The organism is Psittacicella hinzii, assembly GCF_003585885.1.
GTDB lineage: Bacteria > Pseudomonadota > Gammaproteobacteria > Enterobacterales > Psittacicellaceae > Psittacicella.
The window spans coordinates 1-15,494 of the sequence record NZ_NRHC01000040.1 but is presented as its reverse complement, the minus strand read 5'-3'; the positions used below and the strand labels follow the sequence as shown (position 1 = coordinate 15,494).

At 32.0% G+C, this 15,494-nt stretch carries 19 protein-coding genes and 1 other RNA gene; 6 read left to right on the top strand and 14 right to left on the bottom strand.

Going from position 1 to position 15,494, the window contains the following annotated elements; translation table 11 throughout:
• From CKF54_RS03780 to CKF54_RS03755, 6 genes are all read left to right on the top strand, one after another.
• Entirely contained in the window at positions 1-2,040 is a 2,040-nt protein-coding gene (locus CKF54_RS03780; protein ID WP_222987500.1) for a S49 family peptidase, read from the top strand.
• Positions 2,041-2,145: 105 nt separating this feature from the next.
• A complete protein-coding gene (locus tag CKF54_RS03775; RefSeq protein ID WP_119524948.1) occupies positions 2,146-2,817 on the top strand; it encodes an NAAT family transporter in 672 nt (223 codons plus the stop codon).
• A 285-nt stretch (positions 2,818-3,102) separates the two neighbouring features.
• Positions 3,103-3,948, top strand: coding sequence for a 5'-nucleotidase, lipoprotein e(P4) family (locus CKF54_RS03770; protein WP_119524947.1), 846 nt, complete (start codon positions 3,103-3,105; stop codon positions 3,946-3,948).
• 289 nt (positions 3,949-4,237) lie between these two features.
• The gene (locus tag CKF54_RS03765; RefSeq protein WP_119524946.1) at positions 4,238-5,182 is read left to right on the top strand and encodes a tyrosine recombinase; all 945 of its coding nucleotides are present in this window, start codon (positions 4,238-4,240) and stop codon (positions 5,180-5,182) included.
• Between the two features lie 101 nt (positions 5,183-5,283).
• Positions 5,284-5,677: a transfer-messenger RNA gene (gene ssrA, locus CKF54_RS03760) on the top strand.
• A gap of 36 nt (positions 5,678-5,713) precedes the next feature.
• Positions 5,714-6,139 (top strand): Ter macrodomain-binding protein MatP, encoded by a 426-nt coding sequence (locus CKF54_RS03755; protein ID WP_119524945.1) that lies wholly within the window; start codon positions 5,714-5,716, stop codon positions 6,137-6,139.
• 89 nt (positions 6,140-6,228) lie between these two features.
• Here the strand turns inward: CKF54_RS03755 and dapD are convergent, their stop codons facing one another.
• The 14 genes from dapD to CKF54_RS03690 all read right to left on the bottom strand — a co-directional run bounded on the left by dapD (position 6,229) and on the right by CKF54_RS03690 (position 15,222).
• Positions 6,229-7,062: a 2,3,4,5-tetrahydropyridine-2,6-dicarboxylate N-succinyltransferase gene (gene dapD, locus CKF54_RS03750; protein WP_119524944.1), complete on the bottom strand. Its 834-nt coding sequence runs from the start codon at positions 7,060-7,062 to the stop codon at positions 6,229-6,231.
• A gap of 195 nt (positions 7,063-7,257) precedes the next feature.
• Positions 7,258-8,664 carry a hypothetical protein gene (locus CKF54_RS03745; RefSeq protein WP_119524943.1) on the bottom strand — a complete coding sequence of 469 codons (1,407 nt, stop codon included), beginning with the start codon at positions 8,662-8,664 and terminating at the stop codon, positions 7,258-7,260.
• 174 nt (positions 8,665-8,838) lie between these two features.
• Entirely contained in the window at positions 8,839-9,081 is a 243-nt protein-coding gene (locus tag CKF54_RS03740) for a hypothetical protein (RefSeq protein WP_119524942.1), read from the bottom strand.
• A 390-nt stretch (positions 9,082-9,471) separates the two neighbouring features.
• Positions 9,472-10,077, bottom strand: a complete 606-nt coding sequence (locus CKF54_RS03735) for a hypothetical protein (protein ID WP_119524941.1) — start codon at positions 10,075-10,077, stop codon at positions 9,472-9,474.
• 39 nt (positions 10,078-10,116) lie between these two features.
• Positions 10,117-10,686, bottom strand: coding sequence for a hypothetical protein (locus CKF54_RS03730; protein WP_119524940.1), 570 nt, complete (start codon positions 10,684-10,686; stop codon positions 10,117-10,119).
• Between the two features lie 44 nt (positions 10,687-10,730).
• Positions 10,731-11,225, bottom strand: a complete 495-nt coding sequence (locus CKF54_RS03725; RefSeq protein ID WP_119524939.1) for a hypothetical protein — start codon at positions 11,223-11,225, stop codon at positions 10,731-10,733.
• Entirely contained in the window at positions 11,186-11,539 is a 354-nt protein-coding gene (locus CKF54_RS03720; protein ID WP_119524938.1) for a hypothetical protein, read from the bottom strand. Before CKF54_RS03720 ends, CKF54_RS03725 begins: the two co-directional genes overlap by 40 nt.
• Before the next feature lie 215 nt (positions 11,540-11,754).
• Positions 11,755-12,318: a hypothetical protein gene (locus tag CKF54_RS03715; protein ID WP_119524937.1), complete on the bottom strand. Its 564-nt coding sequence runs from the start codon at positions 12,316-12,318 to the stop codon at positions 11,755-11,757.
• Between the two features lie 102 nt (positions 12,319-12,420).
• A complete protein-coding gene (locus CKF54_RS03710; RefSeq protein WP_119524936.1) occupies positions 12,421-12,819 on the bottom strand; it encodes a hypothetical protein in 399 nt (132 codons plus the stop codon).
• 15 nt (positions 12,820-12,834) lie between these two features.
• A complete protein-coding gene (locus tag CKF54_RS08135; RefSeq protein WP_222987499.1) occupies positions 12,835-12,981 on the bottom strand; it encodes a hypothetical protein in 147 nt (48 codons plus the stop codon).
• 7 nt (positions 12,982-12,988) lie between these two features.
• Entirely contained in the window at positions 12,989-13,306 is a 318-nt protein-coding gene (locus tag CKF54_RS03705; RefSeq protein WP_119524935.1) for a hypothetical protein, read from the bottom strand.
• A gap of 134 nt (positions 13,307-13,440) precedes the next feature.
• Positions 13,441-14,061, bottom strand: coding sequence for a hypothetical protein (locus tag CKF54_RS03700; RefSeq protein WP_119524934.1), 621 nt, complete (start codon positions 14,059-14,061; stop codon positions 13,441-13,443).
• A gap of 11 nt (positions 14,062-14,072) precedes the next feature.
• The gene (locus CKF54_RS03695) at positions 14,073-14,753 is read right to left on the bottom strand and encodes a hypothetical protein (RefSeq protein WP_119524933.1); all 681 of its coding nucleotides are present in this window, start codon (positions 14,751-14,753) and stop codon (positions 14,073-14,075) included.
• Between the two features lie 43 nt (positions 14,754-14,796).
• Entirely contained in the window at positions 14,797-15,222 is a 426-nt protein-coding gene (locus tag CKF54_RS03690; protein ID WP_119524932.1) for a hypothetical protein, read from the bottom strand.
• Between the last annotated feature and the right edge of the window lie 272 nt (positions 15,223-15,494).

Sequence of the window (15,494 nt, the reverse complement as noted above, 5' to 3'; positions counted from 1 at the left end):
ATGATAAAGAAATTATTATTTGCAATTTGGCTATTGGTAAAGTATGTTTATAAGGCTTTATCATGGGTTGTATTTACTCTATTTGCAGTATTTGGTCTGCTAGTTGTAGTATTTGTTCTATACCTAAGCCAAAGCACAAAAACTTTAACTGCTTCTGTAGATGAAAGATTTACAGGAGAGAAATATCTTTATTTAGACCTAGAGTTAGTAACTGAAAAGTCTTTACGTCTTCCAGGTTACTATAACCTAGCAGTAAATCTTGGGGTAGATCTACCAAGCCAAGTTTCAATTAGAGATTTACGTGCAGTTTTAGAAGCTGCAGCTAAAGATGAGCGTATTAAAGGTGTCGTAATTGATGTTGAACGCGCAACTTTTGAAACTTTTGGTATCCACGAAGAGTTAGATCGTGCAATTGTAAAATTCAAAGAAGAGTCTGAGAATAAAAAACCAGTAATTGGTTATTCAAGATACTGGTCAGTAGGTGACTTTGTTGCTTTACAACATGCTGATACTTTAGTAACTGATCGTGTTGGTAGTCCTTATTTAAGTAACTCTGTATCTGCAGTTTTCTTAAAAGATTTTTATGAAAACTACGGTATTAAAGATTACTCATTCCAAGCAGGTAAATATGGTCTTTCAGCTCTAAGAGTACAAAACTCATTTACAGAAGATAATCAATTCTCGTTAGAGTCTATTACTTATAAACCTGTAGATTATGCTTTTGCTGATTTTAGTAAAACAAGAACTGCAATTCTTAAAGATAAAACTGTATCTTTAAAACCAAGAGAACTATTCTCAGTTGAGTCTTTAGTAGCAGATGCTTACACTTTAAAAAATGAAGCAGAGTTATTTGTTGAAAGAGGTTTATTTGATAAAGCTGTAACTCGTTTCCAATGGGGTGATTACTTACGTGATCAAGCGGGTATTGATGAAGATAAGTATCCAAATCTAGTTTACTTAGATGAATATTTATCAGATCTTCGTGTTGTTAAGAGTGAAGATAAAACTGATTACTCAACAAAAGACTATTATTTAACTTACTATTATTCAGGTTTCTACGGGCAAACTGGAGCAGATGTAGATGCTAATAGTGTTGCCAGTGAGTTATTAAATCGTACAGTTTTAGCTGAAGCACCAAAAGAAGGTAAGGGTAAAGTAAAAGGAATTGTTTTACGTTTAGATTCGATTGGTGGTACTTTACCTGAAGCACAAGTTTTATACAGTGCTTTAAGAAAAGTTTCAGAATCTGGAGTTCCGGTAGTAGTATTAACTGGTGATGGTTTACTTGGTTCAGCTTATTTAGCTGCAACTGGTGCTGACGCAATTGTTGCTTCTAAATATGTACCAGTAGGTGGGGTAAACGCTTCATCAAATCTAATAGATTCTACTGATGCTTTAAGAGCTTTCTATAACATGAACCCATCTTACTTTAAAGGTTCACAGTTAGTAACTTCTGGTGCTAATTTACCTTTCCCATTCAATTTAGTGGTGAGTGGTAGTAGTGTTTTAGTTTCTCCGCAATTTGCAGAATATCGTAAAGTTGTAACTTTAGGACAATATGAAACTGCAGTTGAAAACTTAGCTAAAGCGAGATCATTTACTCCTGAACAATTAGCTAAAGTTGACCAAGGTCGTATCTTCACTGGTCAAGATGCTTACGAGGTAAAACTAGTAGATGCTCTTGGTGGCGTAGAAGTTGCTTATGAGTACCTAGATAAGTTAAATAAAGAAAAAGATGAAAACTTTGACGCAACAGCTATAGTTAAATACGAAGCTAACCCAGAGTCTTCACCTTATAGTTCTTTATTAGCTACCCTAAATTCAGAGATTAACGCTTTTGCAGATTACAAAGCAAGACAAGAATTTAGTTTATCAGCAACCGCATATAAAGCTTTAAAATTTGAACAAGCTAACAATGGTGCTGTATTTAGCATGTGTGAACTTTGTGTAACACCTACAGCTAAAAATGAAACAGCCTTATCAGTTGTTGGTAAAGGAAATTCATTTGTAAATGAACTTGTAATTAGATTAACTCGTTAATTTAGAAATTCTCACCGTCTTGTGCGGTGAGATTTTTTATTAATAATTGCCATAGATGTGTTAAAATGATCTAGGTAATTTTAAACTTTTGAAAATTTTTTAAGCATGTTAGAACTGGATATTTTCGGCACATGTTTGTCATTTTTCTTGGCAATATTTGCTATAACCAATCCTCTCAGTGGTTTGACAATTTTTATCAGCTTAACCTCTGATCTATACCCAAGAGATAGAAAGCGCGTAGCTATCTTAGCTGCAATTTCTATTTGTGTCATTATCGTAGTTTCAATGCTTCTTGGAGCATATATTCTGCAATTTTTTGGTATCTCTAATAACGCCTTTCGTTTAGCTGGTGGTATCGTGATTGCAAATGCTGCCTTCCCTATGCTTAAAGGGACTATGAGTAGTCAGAAGCAAAATGATGAAGAGCGTAAAGAATTAAAAAGCAAAGCTGATGAAAGTAACTTCCAACCTGCAAGTATTGCGGTAGTACCTTTAGCTTTACCATTAATTGCAGGTCCTGGGGCAATTTCAACTTCAGTACTATGGGCTGAAAGAGTTGAAAGTCCTTGGGTACTTGTTGGCTTAGTTGTTACAACTATGATCTTCTCTGCGATCGTTTACTTCCTGTTCTATGTTTCGCCATTTATTACAAGATTTTTAGGGCAAACAGGGATTAACGTGATCACTAGGGTGATGGGATTATTTATGCTTGCTATCGGCGTCCAAGCAATAGTGTCAAGTTGTATGGATTTAATGCCATCTCTGTTTATAAAATAAATTAGAGCTATTAAAAAAGTGTGGTCTTTGATCGCACTTTTTGCAATTTTATCTTCTGTAAGTAAAACATAATTCTCGTAATAATACTTCTAGTACCCATAGCTAATTTGCCTCTAGGTATTTAATCCTTTGCACATTAAGATGAAAATAATTGAAAAATAGAGCTTTATTGCAAAATGTTATGTGAAAGTCAGCTAATAGTTTGATAAAATATTGTTAGCTTCGTTTCGCAATTTAATTGTGCTCTGAAGTCTTTCCATAAATTAATTAAATTTTGAGGTTTCTGTGAAAGGTAAATTTTCATCTTTATGTTTAGCTGCTTTAGCTGCTGTTACTTTAAGTGCATGTTCTTCTTCAACAAACAATGAACAAGTAACAACTACTACTTTAAATCCAGAGCAATTAGCAGGTGCTTATTTAGTATCAGCAACATCTTGGGTACAAAATGCAGCTGAGTTCCGTGCTCTTTCTTATCAAGCGTTTAATGTAGCAACAGTAGCTTTTGATAATGCAAAAAATGTACGTGGTAAAGCTAAAGCTGTAGTTGTTGATCTAGATGAAACTATGATCAGTAATGGGGATTTCCAAGCAGGAGTTGCAAAATACGGTATTCCATTTAGTTCAAAAAACTGGAGTAAATGGGAGCAAACAGGACAACCTGTTGCATTACCTGGTGCATTAGAGTTTGCTAAACATGTAGTTAGCAAAGGTGGGGTTGTATACTATGTTTCAAACCGTTCTGAAGCTAACTTAGACTATACAAAAGCAACATTAGTTGCTTTAGGTTTCCCAGGAGTAACAAGTCAAACTGTTCTTCTTAAAGGAGATGTATCTTCTAAAGAATCTCGTTTTGCTAAAGCACAAGCTAATAGTAATGTAGTTCTTTATGTTGGTGATAATTTACGTGACTTCCCAGAAGCAGGTAAATTCAAAACTAAAGAAGAGCGCAATGCTTGGGTAGATGCAAATAAAAAAGACTTTGGGGTTAAATATGTAGTGTTACCTAACCCTATGTATGGTAACTGGATGAGTACTTTAGTACCAAACTACTACAACTTCAATTTAAGTGAAAGAAATCAAATTTTAGTAGATTCACTTAAAGCTTGGGATTTAACTAATTTCCAAAACTAAAATTTTTTTCTAAAAAAAAGAACTCCTTTAGATTTAATCTAGAGGAGTTTTCTCTTAAAGTAGATAAAATAGTTTAGTCATTAGACGATAAGAAAGTCATTTAAGAGATAACCATATTGGCTCTCTATGTTATTGTCTTGTTACTGTAGTTTACGCTAAAGAAGAGACTTGTTTTCATTGTCATTATCATTGCTTCAACAGTTGCTATTGTCAGGGTAATTATTAATGTTGAGGAGTAAGACGATAAATAATTTAGTTTAATCTAGAGTAACAAGTTTTTAATGTAAATATGTCAAAGAATAATGCTCAATTAATAAATAGCTTTATCCAGAACGTATCCTTGGTGGAACAAAAGAGTGAGAATACAGTTACTTCTTACTACTACAACCTGAGTAAATTTTACAAATGGAACTATGAACAGCAAAATCTTAATTTTGCTGAAATGGATACGGATTATATCAATCTTTACTTTATTCAAGCTCTAGAAGAAAATATTTCGGTAAATACTTTACGTCATTGGTTAGTAACTATACGTTTGTTTTTTAGATATCTTTTTGCTCAAGGGATAATTTCGGTAGATCCTACTTTGAAGATGTCATTACCGAAAGCTATTCGTCCTAAAATGGTCTACTTAACAGAAGAGCAGATGCAATTATTGTTAAAGCAACCTGATCTTAGTAAGGCAAAGGGATTACGAGATCGTGCTATGCTAGAGCTAATTTACTCTTCAGGGTTAAGGATTTCAGAGTTAGTTAACTTAACTTTTAATCAATTAGATAGCAAAAACTTAACCTTGCGTATTAAAGGTAAAGGCTCTAAAACGCGTATTGTGCCGGTAAGTAATTTAGCTTATTTTCATTTAAATAATTATCTAACGCATTATCGTCATCAGCAAGAAGTAACAAGTGACTATATTTTTGTTAATGCTTCTGGTAATCCTATGACCAGAGCTAACTTTTGGCAAAGAATACGTAATTACGCTGAAAAATGTTTTAATTTTGATCTGACTGGTTTTGGTCCTCATAGCTTGCGTCATAGCTTTGCTACGCATATGTTAAATCATGGAGCTGATATTCGTAGTGTCCAATCTTTATTAGGGCATGCTAGTTTACAAGCCACGCAAATATATACCCATGTAGCTAATGAACATTTAAAACAGTTACATGAAGAATTTTCTGCAGAGAGTGCTTCTAAAGTAAAACTAGACTTTAATGCTAAGAAAAAGAAGAAGTAGCTATGGCTAGTAGAACTTGTCGTAAAAGGGCAAAATTTGCATTTACAACTTTCATTTGTTATAATAAATATACTTAAAACTTGAGTATGAACAAAGATTTCGGGGCTGTTCTGGATTCGACGGGATTATGGAAGTTTCAAGGGCATGTAAAGTTGAAGAGCTTTTAAAAACTTCGAATAAATATAAATGCAGACAATGCTTTCTTTGGCCGTTCAAATAACAACGGCGTTGCTTTAGCAGCTTAATAACCTGTGTAAAGCCATCTTCTCCTTACTCCACTAGTAGGTCATAGGGGATATACGATGCTTATAATCTTATAAACTAGTTAGTGTTTAAATGCTGATAGGACGTTTAAACATGAAATCTTATTCTATCTAGTTAGTTGGGCTTTCGTCTTATTTACTGCCAGCTAATGAAATTACAAATAAGAATAAACATGTAGAACTTGGGATGGACTGATTTCGGACAGGGGTTCAAATCCCCTCAGCTCCACCAATTTTGTTAAGTTAGCGCTTAACAATATATTCTCTTATGAAGAAATATCGCAAACATCAAAAGCTCCCTGTACGTGAAGCTAAATGGAAATGGAATTATTTAAATTCTAAATACCAAAAAGGGGAAAACATAACCAAGTATATAGAACAAGAAATGGTTAGACAGTTTTCTTTAGAATTAATAAATTCACGAGAGTATCCAGAGCAAATCGAAAAATGGGTAGAAGAGCATTTAAACCCAGATTTAGTTAAAAAGCTAGATATGGCTGTACGTGCTCGAAGAAAAAGAGCTGATGACAATGAAGTAGTTTTATATGCTAAAAAGAGCGTATTTTTAGAATATGAAGCTTGGAAAGTTTTATCAGAACTTTCAACAGCTAAAGGTGTTAGCTTAAGCGAAGCTATTTTATTGTTAGAAAAGTTTGTTGATAAAGAAAAATTAGAATCATATAAAAAAGTCTAGGTTAGTTTCTACCTAGACTTTTTTATATGCTTAATTAAAAAAAAAGCAAGTCACAGTAAAATGACTTGCCTTTTTTTTGTATTATTGTATTAGTCTAAACGTAATAATTCGTTAATACCTACTTTACCACGAGTTTTTGCGTCAACTTTTTTCACAATCACAGCGCAGTATAAGCTGTATTTACCACATTTAGAAGGTAAGCTACCAGAAACAACTACTGAACCAGCTGGTACTCTACCATAGTGGATTTCACCAGTTTCACGATCGTAAATTTTAGTTGATTGACCGATGAAAACACCCATAGAGATTACAGAACCTTCTTCAACGATTACGCCTTCAACAATTTCAGAACGAGCACCGATAAAACAGTTGTCTTCAATAATAGTTGGATTAGCTTGTAATGGCTCTAATACACCACCGATACCTACACCACCTGATAAGTGTACGTTTTTACCGATTTGTGCACATGAACCAACTGTAGCCCATGTATCAACCATTGTACCTTCGTCTACATATGCACCGATATTTACATATGAAGGCATTAAAATTGCATTTTTAGCAATGTGTGAACCTTTACGTGCAACTGCATTTGGAACTACACGGATACCTGCGTTAGCAAAATCTTCTTGAGTGTAAGATTTAAATTTAGTATCAACTTTATCGTAGTAATTAGTTGAGTCACCTTCAATAATTTGGTTCTCTTTAATGCGGAAAGATAAAAGTACAGCTTTCTTTAACCATTGGTGAGTTACCCAGTTACCGTCGATTTTTTCAGCTACACGTAATGCACCTTTATCTAATTGGTTGATTACATATTCAATTGCTGCTTTTAAATCATCGCTAGCTGTTTGTGGGTTAATAGAAGCTCTGTTTTCGAATTCAGCTTCGATAAAAGCTTGTAATTCTGCTAAATTGTAAGACATGTTTGACCTTAAGAATAAATATTCTGTTGATTTTATCCAAATTAAAAACTTGGAGGAATAAAGTTAATAGTATACCATTATGAGAGAAGCTTTAAAAACCTGATAGCTTCGGAGTATTTTAAAAACACGTTAACATTTTGGTAACCAAAGAATTATCTTTTTAGAATACCACAAAAGTACTCAATTGACAACGTTTTAAGCTCCAAAAGCAGACACCATTCTGTTTACTATAGAGGCTAAACCATTACTATAGTCTAATACCAAAAAGCAAAAATAAAGGTCATTAAAATCTTTTATTTTGTAAAAACTTGACGAGAGCAATTTAGCTCTATTTGCTTCGCGAAACTCATTAGTATTAACAACTTTAGTGTTTAAGCAATTGTAGAGATTTTTTTTCTCCTCGTCAGTTATCGGAGGTAAGATCCACTTCACAGTGCATGATCTTGATCCAAAATTGTAATTACTCATAGGCGGGAGATCTCTTGTAGGTCTCCCGTTTTCATTTCTATCATCATCAGCAAGCACTACGATTTCCTTGTACTTGCAACTTTGACCTAATTGTTTTGCAATGTTCTCTAAGTGATGTAAGCTAAAGCAAACAATAATATCTATATCATTACATTGTATTAGGTCAAAACCTTGCTTTATACTGGCACCTGTAGCATACCCCTCGCATAAGATAGCCTTTTTATTAAATTGTTTCTTATGGATAAAATTAATACCGTCCTTTACGCTATAATTCTTAAGAAATCTTTTTAATCCGTTAGGTTTAATAATTTGAAAAGATTTCACAAGTAAACTGTTACAGTCGTAGATTGGTACAATTAGATCACCTATTTCAATTTTTACATCACTACCAACGGGAGCTAATATATTTCTTTGTGAAACCATGATATTGTCATCATAGTACAAACCTTTTGATAATAGATAGTAAGGTACTATATTACTGTTCTTAGCTAGGCTTGATGAGTTCTGCTTAAACCAATGTTCAATTTCAATGTTTGCTCTATTATCGTCCTGATATTTACTCTTAATTTCTTCCGTTTTCTGTTGATAATAAGCTTTCGTATTTAGTTGCTTTAGCTTTAACTCTTCTTTTTCTTCTTTACTTAATTCCGTATTGCTATTATTTCGTCCAACTACGTATGTAAATTTTTCAAGTGTTTCTTCTTGTTTATAATTATAAATAATTAAATTAACTACTTTTCCGTTGTATTTTAGTAAATACCCACTATCTAAATTCCCACGCTTTCCGTTCAGAACTTCACATCGTCGCCACTTTGTGCTACCGCTTGATAGATCCAGCACAATTCCCTTGTTATCTCTAACACCTACCTCAGATAATTTATTACTTACCCAGTTACTTAGATCGTTATAATCAATAACTTCGCTACTTGTGTCATGCTTAGGCAAGTAATCATTAAGCAATTGTAATTCACAGTTAAGAATACGCTCGTCAGAGCTTTCTAGATACCACAATTTTAATTCATAATCAAATTTTGGCTTTGCACTAAATGGCAAAATATTTGTTTGAGTATAAGCTAATTTAACAAAACTTTTGACTTGGGCAAAAGGTACTGCAAAATATCGCTTATATACCATATCTTCCAGTCTTTTGCTTAGTTATTTTATCCTTATTTATTAGATATATAGATGTAAAGTTTTACAAGTTCAGCTATTAGGTTTATTAGTTCAATACCAAACCAGCATATTCCTATGAACAAAAAGATTTTGAGATATCTATCCATTTTTTTCCTCACAATGTGTGATTATTACTTAGCTTAAGGAGATCTTGATTAAATTGTATATCTCAACAACTTTTAAAGATAGTTCTCCAATTATAGAAACAAAAAATAAAACCGCTATTATTAAAGCACTTATACATATCAAAACAAACGCAATATTAAACGAAATACTTATAAATTTTAAACTATACTCTGCCCATGTTGAAAGTTGAAATTCATTTAAATCTCGAGGATCTTCATATTTCATGGGAGCTTCATGTTTTACTGGTTTCATATTAATACTAATCCTTAAACTTGAAAGTGTCTTTATAGTTTAGATACTGTTGTATGCTTCTACAATCATGTCAACAGCCAACACTATAGCCCAAACACCTAATAAACAAATCAATAGCAAGATATAATGACAAGGCAGACAAGAATGAAGTCTATCACCGACATGGCGGTATTATAATTAAATTTCATATAATTACCTGTTAGCTTTCAACAAAAGCTCAAAAAAGTTAAGTTTAAAAAAAAGGTCAGCTAAAGTTGCCTATAAGCTAACCTCAAAGTTTCTCTATACCACCATATTAAGCAAATGGTCGACCGCTTTGCTCTCTATAGCAAGCATAAAAATAAGAATAAATATAACTAAAGTCGTTTCGAAGTACATGGTATAAAATTGCTAATAACTTTCTTTCTCTAATACTGATTTAATTGTTTCTATACGAAAGTAAAAAATCATAGGGTTATAGATAGAATATAAATCAAAACTATCATCTTTCACCTTATTGAGATCTTCTATATACTCAAGTGCGTCGTTGTAATATTCAAGATCTAAGCCTACAGTTGCTAAAGTACCTCTAAACCAATCCCTAATTTTATCCTCAAACTTCCAGATAATATCCTGCGCAGCTCTGCCTACTAGAGTTGAGTTTATATCCTCTAGGTAATTAAGATCATGATCGTATATTTTAAAAATTGCGTTGATAAGCTTCGATTGTGATAGCTTATAGGTAGATTTACCTCTGCACCATTCACTATCATAGCATTCTATAAGTTTCTCAAGTAACATGTCACTTCTGAGCACCATTATTTTTGTTTCAGAAAATAGAGCTACACTTGGGGCTTTGTGCTTCTTTAAGCTTGCATATAAATTGTTAAAGCATTTTAACAGTACGGCGTTATTAATATCATTATTAAAAAAGTATCTAAGCCCTACCATTTGCTCTTCGAACTGTTTAAGTTCTTCTTTACTTAATTGAAAAGCACTTAATTGAGAAATAGACATTTAAATTCCTTATTACAAATTGTTACACGTTATGACTGGTCAAATAAAATGATAAGGGTCGATAGTTGGATATTCTTCATTAGTTGGATTTGCAGTGTAAAAGCATGCTAATGTCTGAAGATCTTTACCACTAATCTTGTTATTAAAACAGTCCTTAAACTCTAATTTAAAATTACCTACAACTTTCTTCAGATCTGTACGTATAAATAAGATAAACTCATTCAGCACATCTTCCAGAATTAGCTTTAGCTCTTTATCTCTAATTCCATAGATATGCCTATCAGTAGAAAATAACAATGGTAGATTACCAATTAACATGTTAATTTTTGTTTGACGTTTCTGAAACTCTTCCAGTCCCATTTTCTTATCGTACCCTTGCATAACAAAAATAGCGATATAACTGTAAAGCAAATCATTGACTCCAAATTGCATGGTAGTAAAGTCTTCAAGATTTAATTTATGACCGTACCTAACTCTTTCAAGGCTTTCCAGATTATTGTGAAAACAAATTGCTAAAGCTTCCACATTTCTCTGTTTTATGTCATTTAGTAGATCTTTAGCTAAAGCTTTAAGATCTCTATCTAAATATTTCCAGTTGTGCTTATACACTTTAATTCCCTCTTGTAGGTTTTATAATTATGTTTTATCTGACACTAATTGGTTATCTTCTCGATTTTAAAATATGCACTTGTGGTCAGGTCATTATCTTTGAGAATATTAAAATCTTCATCTCTAAAAATAACACTCCACTGTTCCCCTAAAACAACAATTAAATTGCGACCAATATATTGCTTAAATTCTAAAATCATATCTTTAATATACTCATCACACTCTTGTGATCCTTTTGGAGAAGTTAGTGTGAAGATATAATAACGTCTTAAGTTTTTAACTATTTCTTTAGCAACTGATAGCTCTTGTTCATTATTGTATTTACAACGTATGAGTTGCTCTAGTAAATACAACATTACATAATGATCACCACTAACGGCATAATAATCCATATACCTATCTGATAGCTTGTCATACCATGCAAGCATGCGATGAAGAGCTCCCTTTAAAAGAGTACGGTCATCATTCTGAAATGTCTTGGTAAGTGAGTTAATCTGGCTTATGATACTGTCGCTTCTTTGTGTATTACAATTTTGCATTTTCCGTTAACCTCTTCAAGATTTAAGACACAAGGGAGTGAGACTTCTATCCCAGTTATATCATCTTCAAAACTATGGTAACAATAAGAAGATTTAAAATAAAGTTCACCTATACTGTTTAAGGTTAAAACTAAATTTTTAGATAAGAAATCAAAAAGATCTATACATATATACATAGCTAGTTCTAGAGGATAATCCTCTTCTTCAAAAATATAAGTGCCTAAATCTTTATGAGAATAAACTAAATCCCAGAAAAAGTTTTTATAAGCTCTTGGAGGAGGTAAGTGTTTCGTAAATAGATAAATATTCTGCACTGTCGTAATGCCTCAAAGTTATTTTAAAGGCTTTTATTACGGCAGAAAATAAAAGCCGTATTTTCCGCAAGGTTCAAGAGTTATGACTTCTTCATTAACATATACATTTTTATTCTGCATAAGGTTGTAAAGCATTCTTAAAAAGAAACGGCTAGCTACCTTATTACTTACACATTCTGACTCCTTTTTAGGTACTAAATAAAATTTATACATAACTATAAGTAGTCCAGTTTTACTCCATGAAATTTGACTGCAAACTTACAGAATTCAGAAGATGAGAAATCATAAGAAACAAAATTATGACATTTAACGATAGAAATGCTTACTCCATAATTATCTTCTACATCTCTAAAGCAATCAGTCAACCATGACGCAAAGGTAAGAAATACATCAGATAATCGACAGCTAAGATCAGCTTTATTTCCAGTTGCAGTAACTGTTTTTTTAACTGTTTCCATAGTTTCGCTATCAAAAGAATAAAAACAATCTTCACTCCAAGATAATTCTCGTATCCATGTTTTTACCAATTTTTTAGTCATGATATAAAAGAAAAGTTCAAGATTATTTATATCACTAGAAAAGTTATAATCTTTTAAGCTTCCGAACTTTTCCAAATGAGAATTTTGTTTAAAATCCATATAACCCATTACGTTGTCACATAGCTCTTTCAACCCGTAACGTTGTCTGCTAAAAATGCTAAAGCACTGATATAGATCCCTTAAAACAACTTCAAGGCTATAAGTACAAAATCGCTCAATATCTTCCTTTGGTAATCTCATTTTTGAACTCTGATTTTCTCTGATGTCTTTATAAACGCGTAAGCGTTTCTATGCTAAAGTTGTTATCAAATAACATGGCTAAAGCTTTAGCTTATACCACTGTTATTTCCTTAAAGCTTTAGCTTTATTCTTTTTCTCAATATTATTGAGCAAATGTGCAAACTGCACTCTAGTAAGAAATAAAACCTTGCCTATACTCACAGGCTTTGGATACCCCACTTCTATTTCAGCTCTAGCTAAATAATCTCCACGACGTACACCTATACGTTTACAAACTTCAGATAATGCGATATAATCCTCGTCGAGGCTAGGAGCCGCGTTTGCAATAGCCACAGCATTTGCAAACGGCTTGACATCATTAACTGTATCAAAATGTATTTTTTGAAGATCTTCGACCATTTTCTTCAGATTAGACACTTCTATGGTTAAGTTATTTACTAGAGTTAGAATTGGCAACACCATAACCTGACGAAGTCTTTCGTCTTCTGATTTTCTAGCCATTATCTTATCCCTTAATTAAAGTTCTTCTTTACCTGATTTTATATTTACTATTAATTTTTCATCGATATCTTCCCTATCTTCATAATCTAAGGCTAATTTTGTGATTATTAGAGAACTAATAACTTCGTTGTAACTTTTAATTAATTTCTTTTTACTTTTCATAATATTCTCAATTTTTTTCAGTTTTTTTGTAGGTTAATACCCCTTTTTCAACCTTAAAATTGCGTTCAAACTCAGAAAAATCCTCGCTAGCTTTCATTAACAAATCTATTTTATAATCAAAATTTTCAGCTATATCAGCCTGATATTTAGCAAGGACTTCTAAAGATAAATACTCATCAGTTTTAAAAAGCTCAAAATGATTAGCAATTAAATACTTAAGAGTATCTAAGTTATTTTGCATAGTATTAATAATAAGAGCTATATACTTCTCCTGCTCTTCTATGCTATAATCAGGGTAAGATCTATAAAGATCTTTAATATCCATTTTATTACTCCTCGTAATTAAGTGGGTTTACGCCTTTTAAAGTAGGCAATTTAGTAATTATGTTTTATGTGGCACTAAGGGGGCTCCACCCCTTAGTGTTTTTTTATAAACTAATTACTGTTAGTAATATTCTTTTAAACTTTACTTATATTTGTTAGCATAATATTTAATCTATTAATTTCACTACTATCAATTTGTCCATGCCATATGATTACATTAACCAAATGAGCAAATTGAGAAAGAGCACATTTAATCACTTTTAAGTCCTCTAATAATTTATATTCTGGGGTATCTTCGTGAGCAGTGCGTACAGTACGAGTTGCTTCCCTAACTAGTTTTAATTTATTAACAAACTCATCATTACCTTTTCCCTCTTCTTCCAAATTAGCTAGAATTTTTTTAATTCTTTCATCGATTTTGAAAAGCATATTTAAGTCTGAAACTACATTTTCAAGTTCTAACAGAGCGCCAAATACTAGCCCAGTGCTTTTATGTTTGCTAGCGATTTCTTTAGAATGACTTATAAATATTTCAGCCTTACTAAATTCTTGCTTATCAAACTTTTCCTTAATGCAATTTAAATTTTGACTATATTCTTCTTTAGTTTCAGCAGTTAGTACTTTTCTAAAAAGAATATCAAAATCTGTAAAATTATCGTCCCATTCTCTTAAGGTTTCTTCAGCTTTCTCTGCTTCGTAACAGATTACACTTCTTTCTAAAACTGTTAAATCGTAATTTTTCATTTTCATCTTCATTGTAAAAATCCTTATAGTTTATTTAGTTTCTTGGCATGCAGTAGCTTTGTTTTTTTATATGTTTCCCATAAATGTTCATTTCTAACATAAAGATTATCATCTACCCCGTAAGATATTGTCGACATGCTACTAACACAGTGCCCCCCTCTAGGATGAGCGTCATCAATTATAAATAAGCTTCTTACTAATTCATACTCAACGCTCTTTTTAGAAGTATCACGTATTAAATCAATCTTTCTAGGTAACCAAGATCTATGATAGTCGTAGATTTTCCATATTTTAGAACGATCATAATTATCATTATTAGCAAGAGTTAGAAGCTCTTTTAACTGTTCATTTATATTAAAAACAAGATTTAATTTTGAAGCTAAATTTTCAAAATCTTCAATACCCGATCTAATAGAACCAGCTCCAGCTCCTATGTACTTACTTGTGATTTCTTTAGTATGATGTAATAATTGAGGTTCGATTTTACTATACTCTCTTAAATCAAATCTTTCTATGGCTAACTTAAGGTAATTTATTCCATAATCATCATAGTCAAAGTTAAGATAATCAAAAAGATTACGTAAAGTATAAAGTAGTTCATCGAAATTTATATTTTCGTACTGCTCTAATAATTTATTCCAAGCCTCATCGATTTCTTTGTTGATAATATCTTGCTCTTCAAATGTAAAATAAATTTTACTCATATTTGTTGTCCTGTATTTGATTGTGACTTATCTTTTAGTTTCACTAGTTTGATTGGTTGCAATTGTAGTTATCTACATCTGTAAAATCATCGTATTTGACTTTTACGTATGTTTTCAAATCTTCATCTACATTGGTACGTTTTTCACCATTTGATAAAACTACGTAATAATGAAAGTATCTTAATTTCCCTTTGTCTAAAGATTTAAAAATTCGATTACACTGTCTGCGATATTCTTCATCAATATTCGGATCAGTTGATTTTCTAATCTTTAAAAGATGAACCGATTTAAAGTTAACATCTATACTCATAACATCGTTAGGCATATAGTCATCAGCTTCAACCCAAAACAATCTGTAAGCCCTAACGGTATAGTTTTCACTAAATGAAGTTAAGTCATTGTATAGATGTCTTAATAGGTAGGATCTTAATTGCACCTTATTGCTTTTTAAATTTTTAAAGAAGCTCATAGATTTAAATTCCTGTTTGATAAGTTGTAGATTTTTGATTTTTTAAACTCTGTAACTTATCTTTTTTTTGACCATTGAGAAGTTTGTAATCTTCTCTTTACAACCATATAATACCCCAAAATGTGATTAGTAGTCAATATAGTGATTGAGTGATAAAATCTAACTAGTTGATTTTCATTGCATAAAAGTGTGTAAAAATTTAACGTCATTAATTATTTGACCATAAACACCCTAAAAAATTATTAGGAGTTGAAATAAAAAATAAGTACCAC

What these genes read in the sequence shown, in the direction of transcription:
- CKF54_RS03765 (WP_119524946.1), top strand. Translation starts at nt 4,238, where the DNA reads ATGTCAAAGAATAATGCTCAATTAATAAATAGCTTTATCCAGAACGTA.
- CKF54_RS03690 (WP_119524932.1), bottom strand. Translation starts at nt 15,222, where the DNA reads ATGAGCTTCTTTAAAAATTTAAAAAGCAATAAGGTGCAATTAAGATCC.
- CKF54_RS03695 (WP_119524933.1), bottom strand. Translation starts at nt 14,753, where the DNA reads ATGAGTAAAATTTATTTTACATTTGAAGAGCAAGATATTATCAACAAA.
- CKF54_RS08135 (WP_222987499.1), bottom strand. Translation starts at nt 12,981, where the DNA reads ATGAAAAGTAAAAAGAAATTAATTAAAAGTTACAACGAAGTTATTAGT.
- CKF54_RS03755 (WP_119524945.1), top strand. Translation starts at nt 5,714, where the DNA reads ATGAAGAAATATCGCAAACATCAAAAGCTCCCTGTACGTGAAGCTAAA.
- dapD (WP_119524944.1), bottom strand. Translation starts at nt 7,062, where the DNA reads ATGTCTTACAATTTAGCAGAATTACAAGCTTTTATCGAAGCTGAATTC.
- CKF54_RS03780 (WP_222987500.1), top strand. Translation starts at nt 1, where the DNA reads ATGATAAAGAAATTATTATTTGCAATTTGGCTATTGGTAAAGTATGTT.
- CKF54_RS03775 (WP_119524948.1), top strand. Translation starts at nt 2,146, where the DNA reads ATGTTAGAACTGGATATTTTCGGCACATGTTTGTCATTTTTCTTGGCA.
- CKF54_RS03705 (WP_119524935.1), bottom strand. Translation starts at nt 13,306, where the DNA reads ATGGATATTAAAGATCTTTATAGATCTTACCCTGATTATAGCATAGAA.
- CKF54_RS03710 (WP_119524936.1), bottom strand. Translation starts at nt 12,819, where the DNA reads ATGGCTAGAAAATCAGAAGACGAAAGACTTCGTCAGGTTATGGTGTTG.
- CKF54_RS03745 (WP_119524943.1), bottom strand. Translation starts at nt 8,664, where the DNA reads ATGGTATATAAGCGATATTTTGCAGTACCTTTTGCCCAAGTCAAAAGT.
- CKF54_RS03715 (WP_119524937.1), bottom strand. Translation starts at nt 12,318, where the DNA reads ATGAGATTACCAAAGGAAGATATTGAGCGATTTTGTACTTATAGCCTT.
- CKF54_RS03700 (WP_119524934.1), bottom strand. Translation starts at nt 14,061, where the DNA reads ATGAAGATGAAAATGAAAAATTACGATTTAACAGTTTTAGAAAGAAGT.
- CKF54_RS03740 (WP_119524942.1), bottom strand. Translation starts at nt 9,081, where the DNA reads ATGAAACCAGTAAAACATGAAGCTCCCATGAAATATGAAGATCCTCGA.
- CKF54_RS03725 (WP_119524939.1), bottom strand. Translation starts at nt 11,225, where the DNA reads ATGCAAAATTGTAATACACAAAGAAGCGACAGTATCATAAGCCAGATT.
- CKF54_RS03735 (WP_119524941.1), bottom strand. Translation starts at nt 10,077, where the DNA reads ATGTCTATTTCTCAATTAAGTGCTTTTCAATTAAGTAAAGAAGAACTT.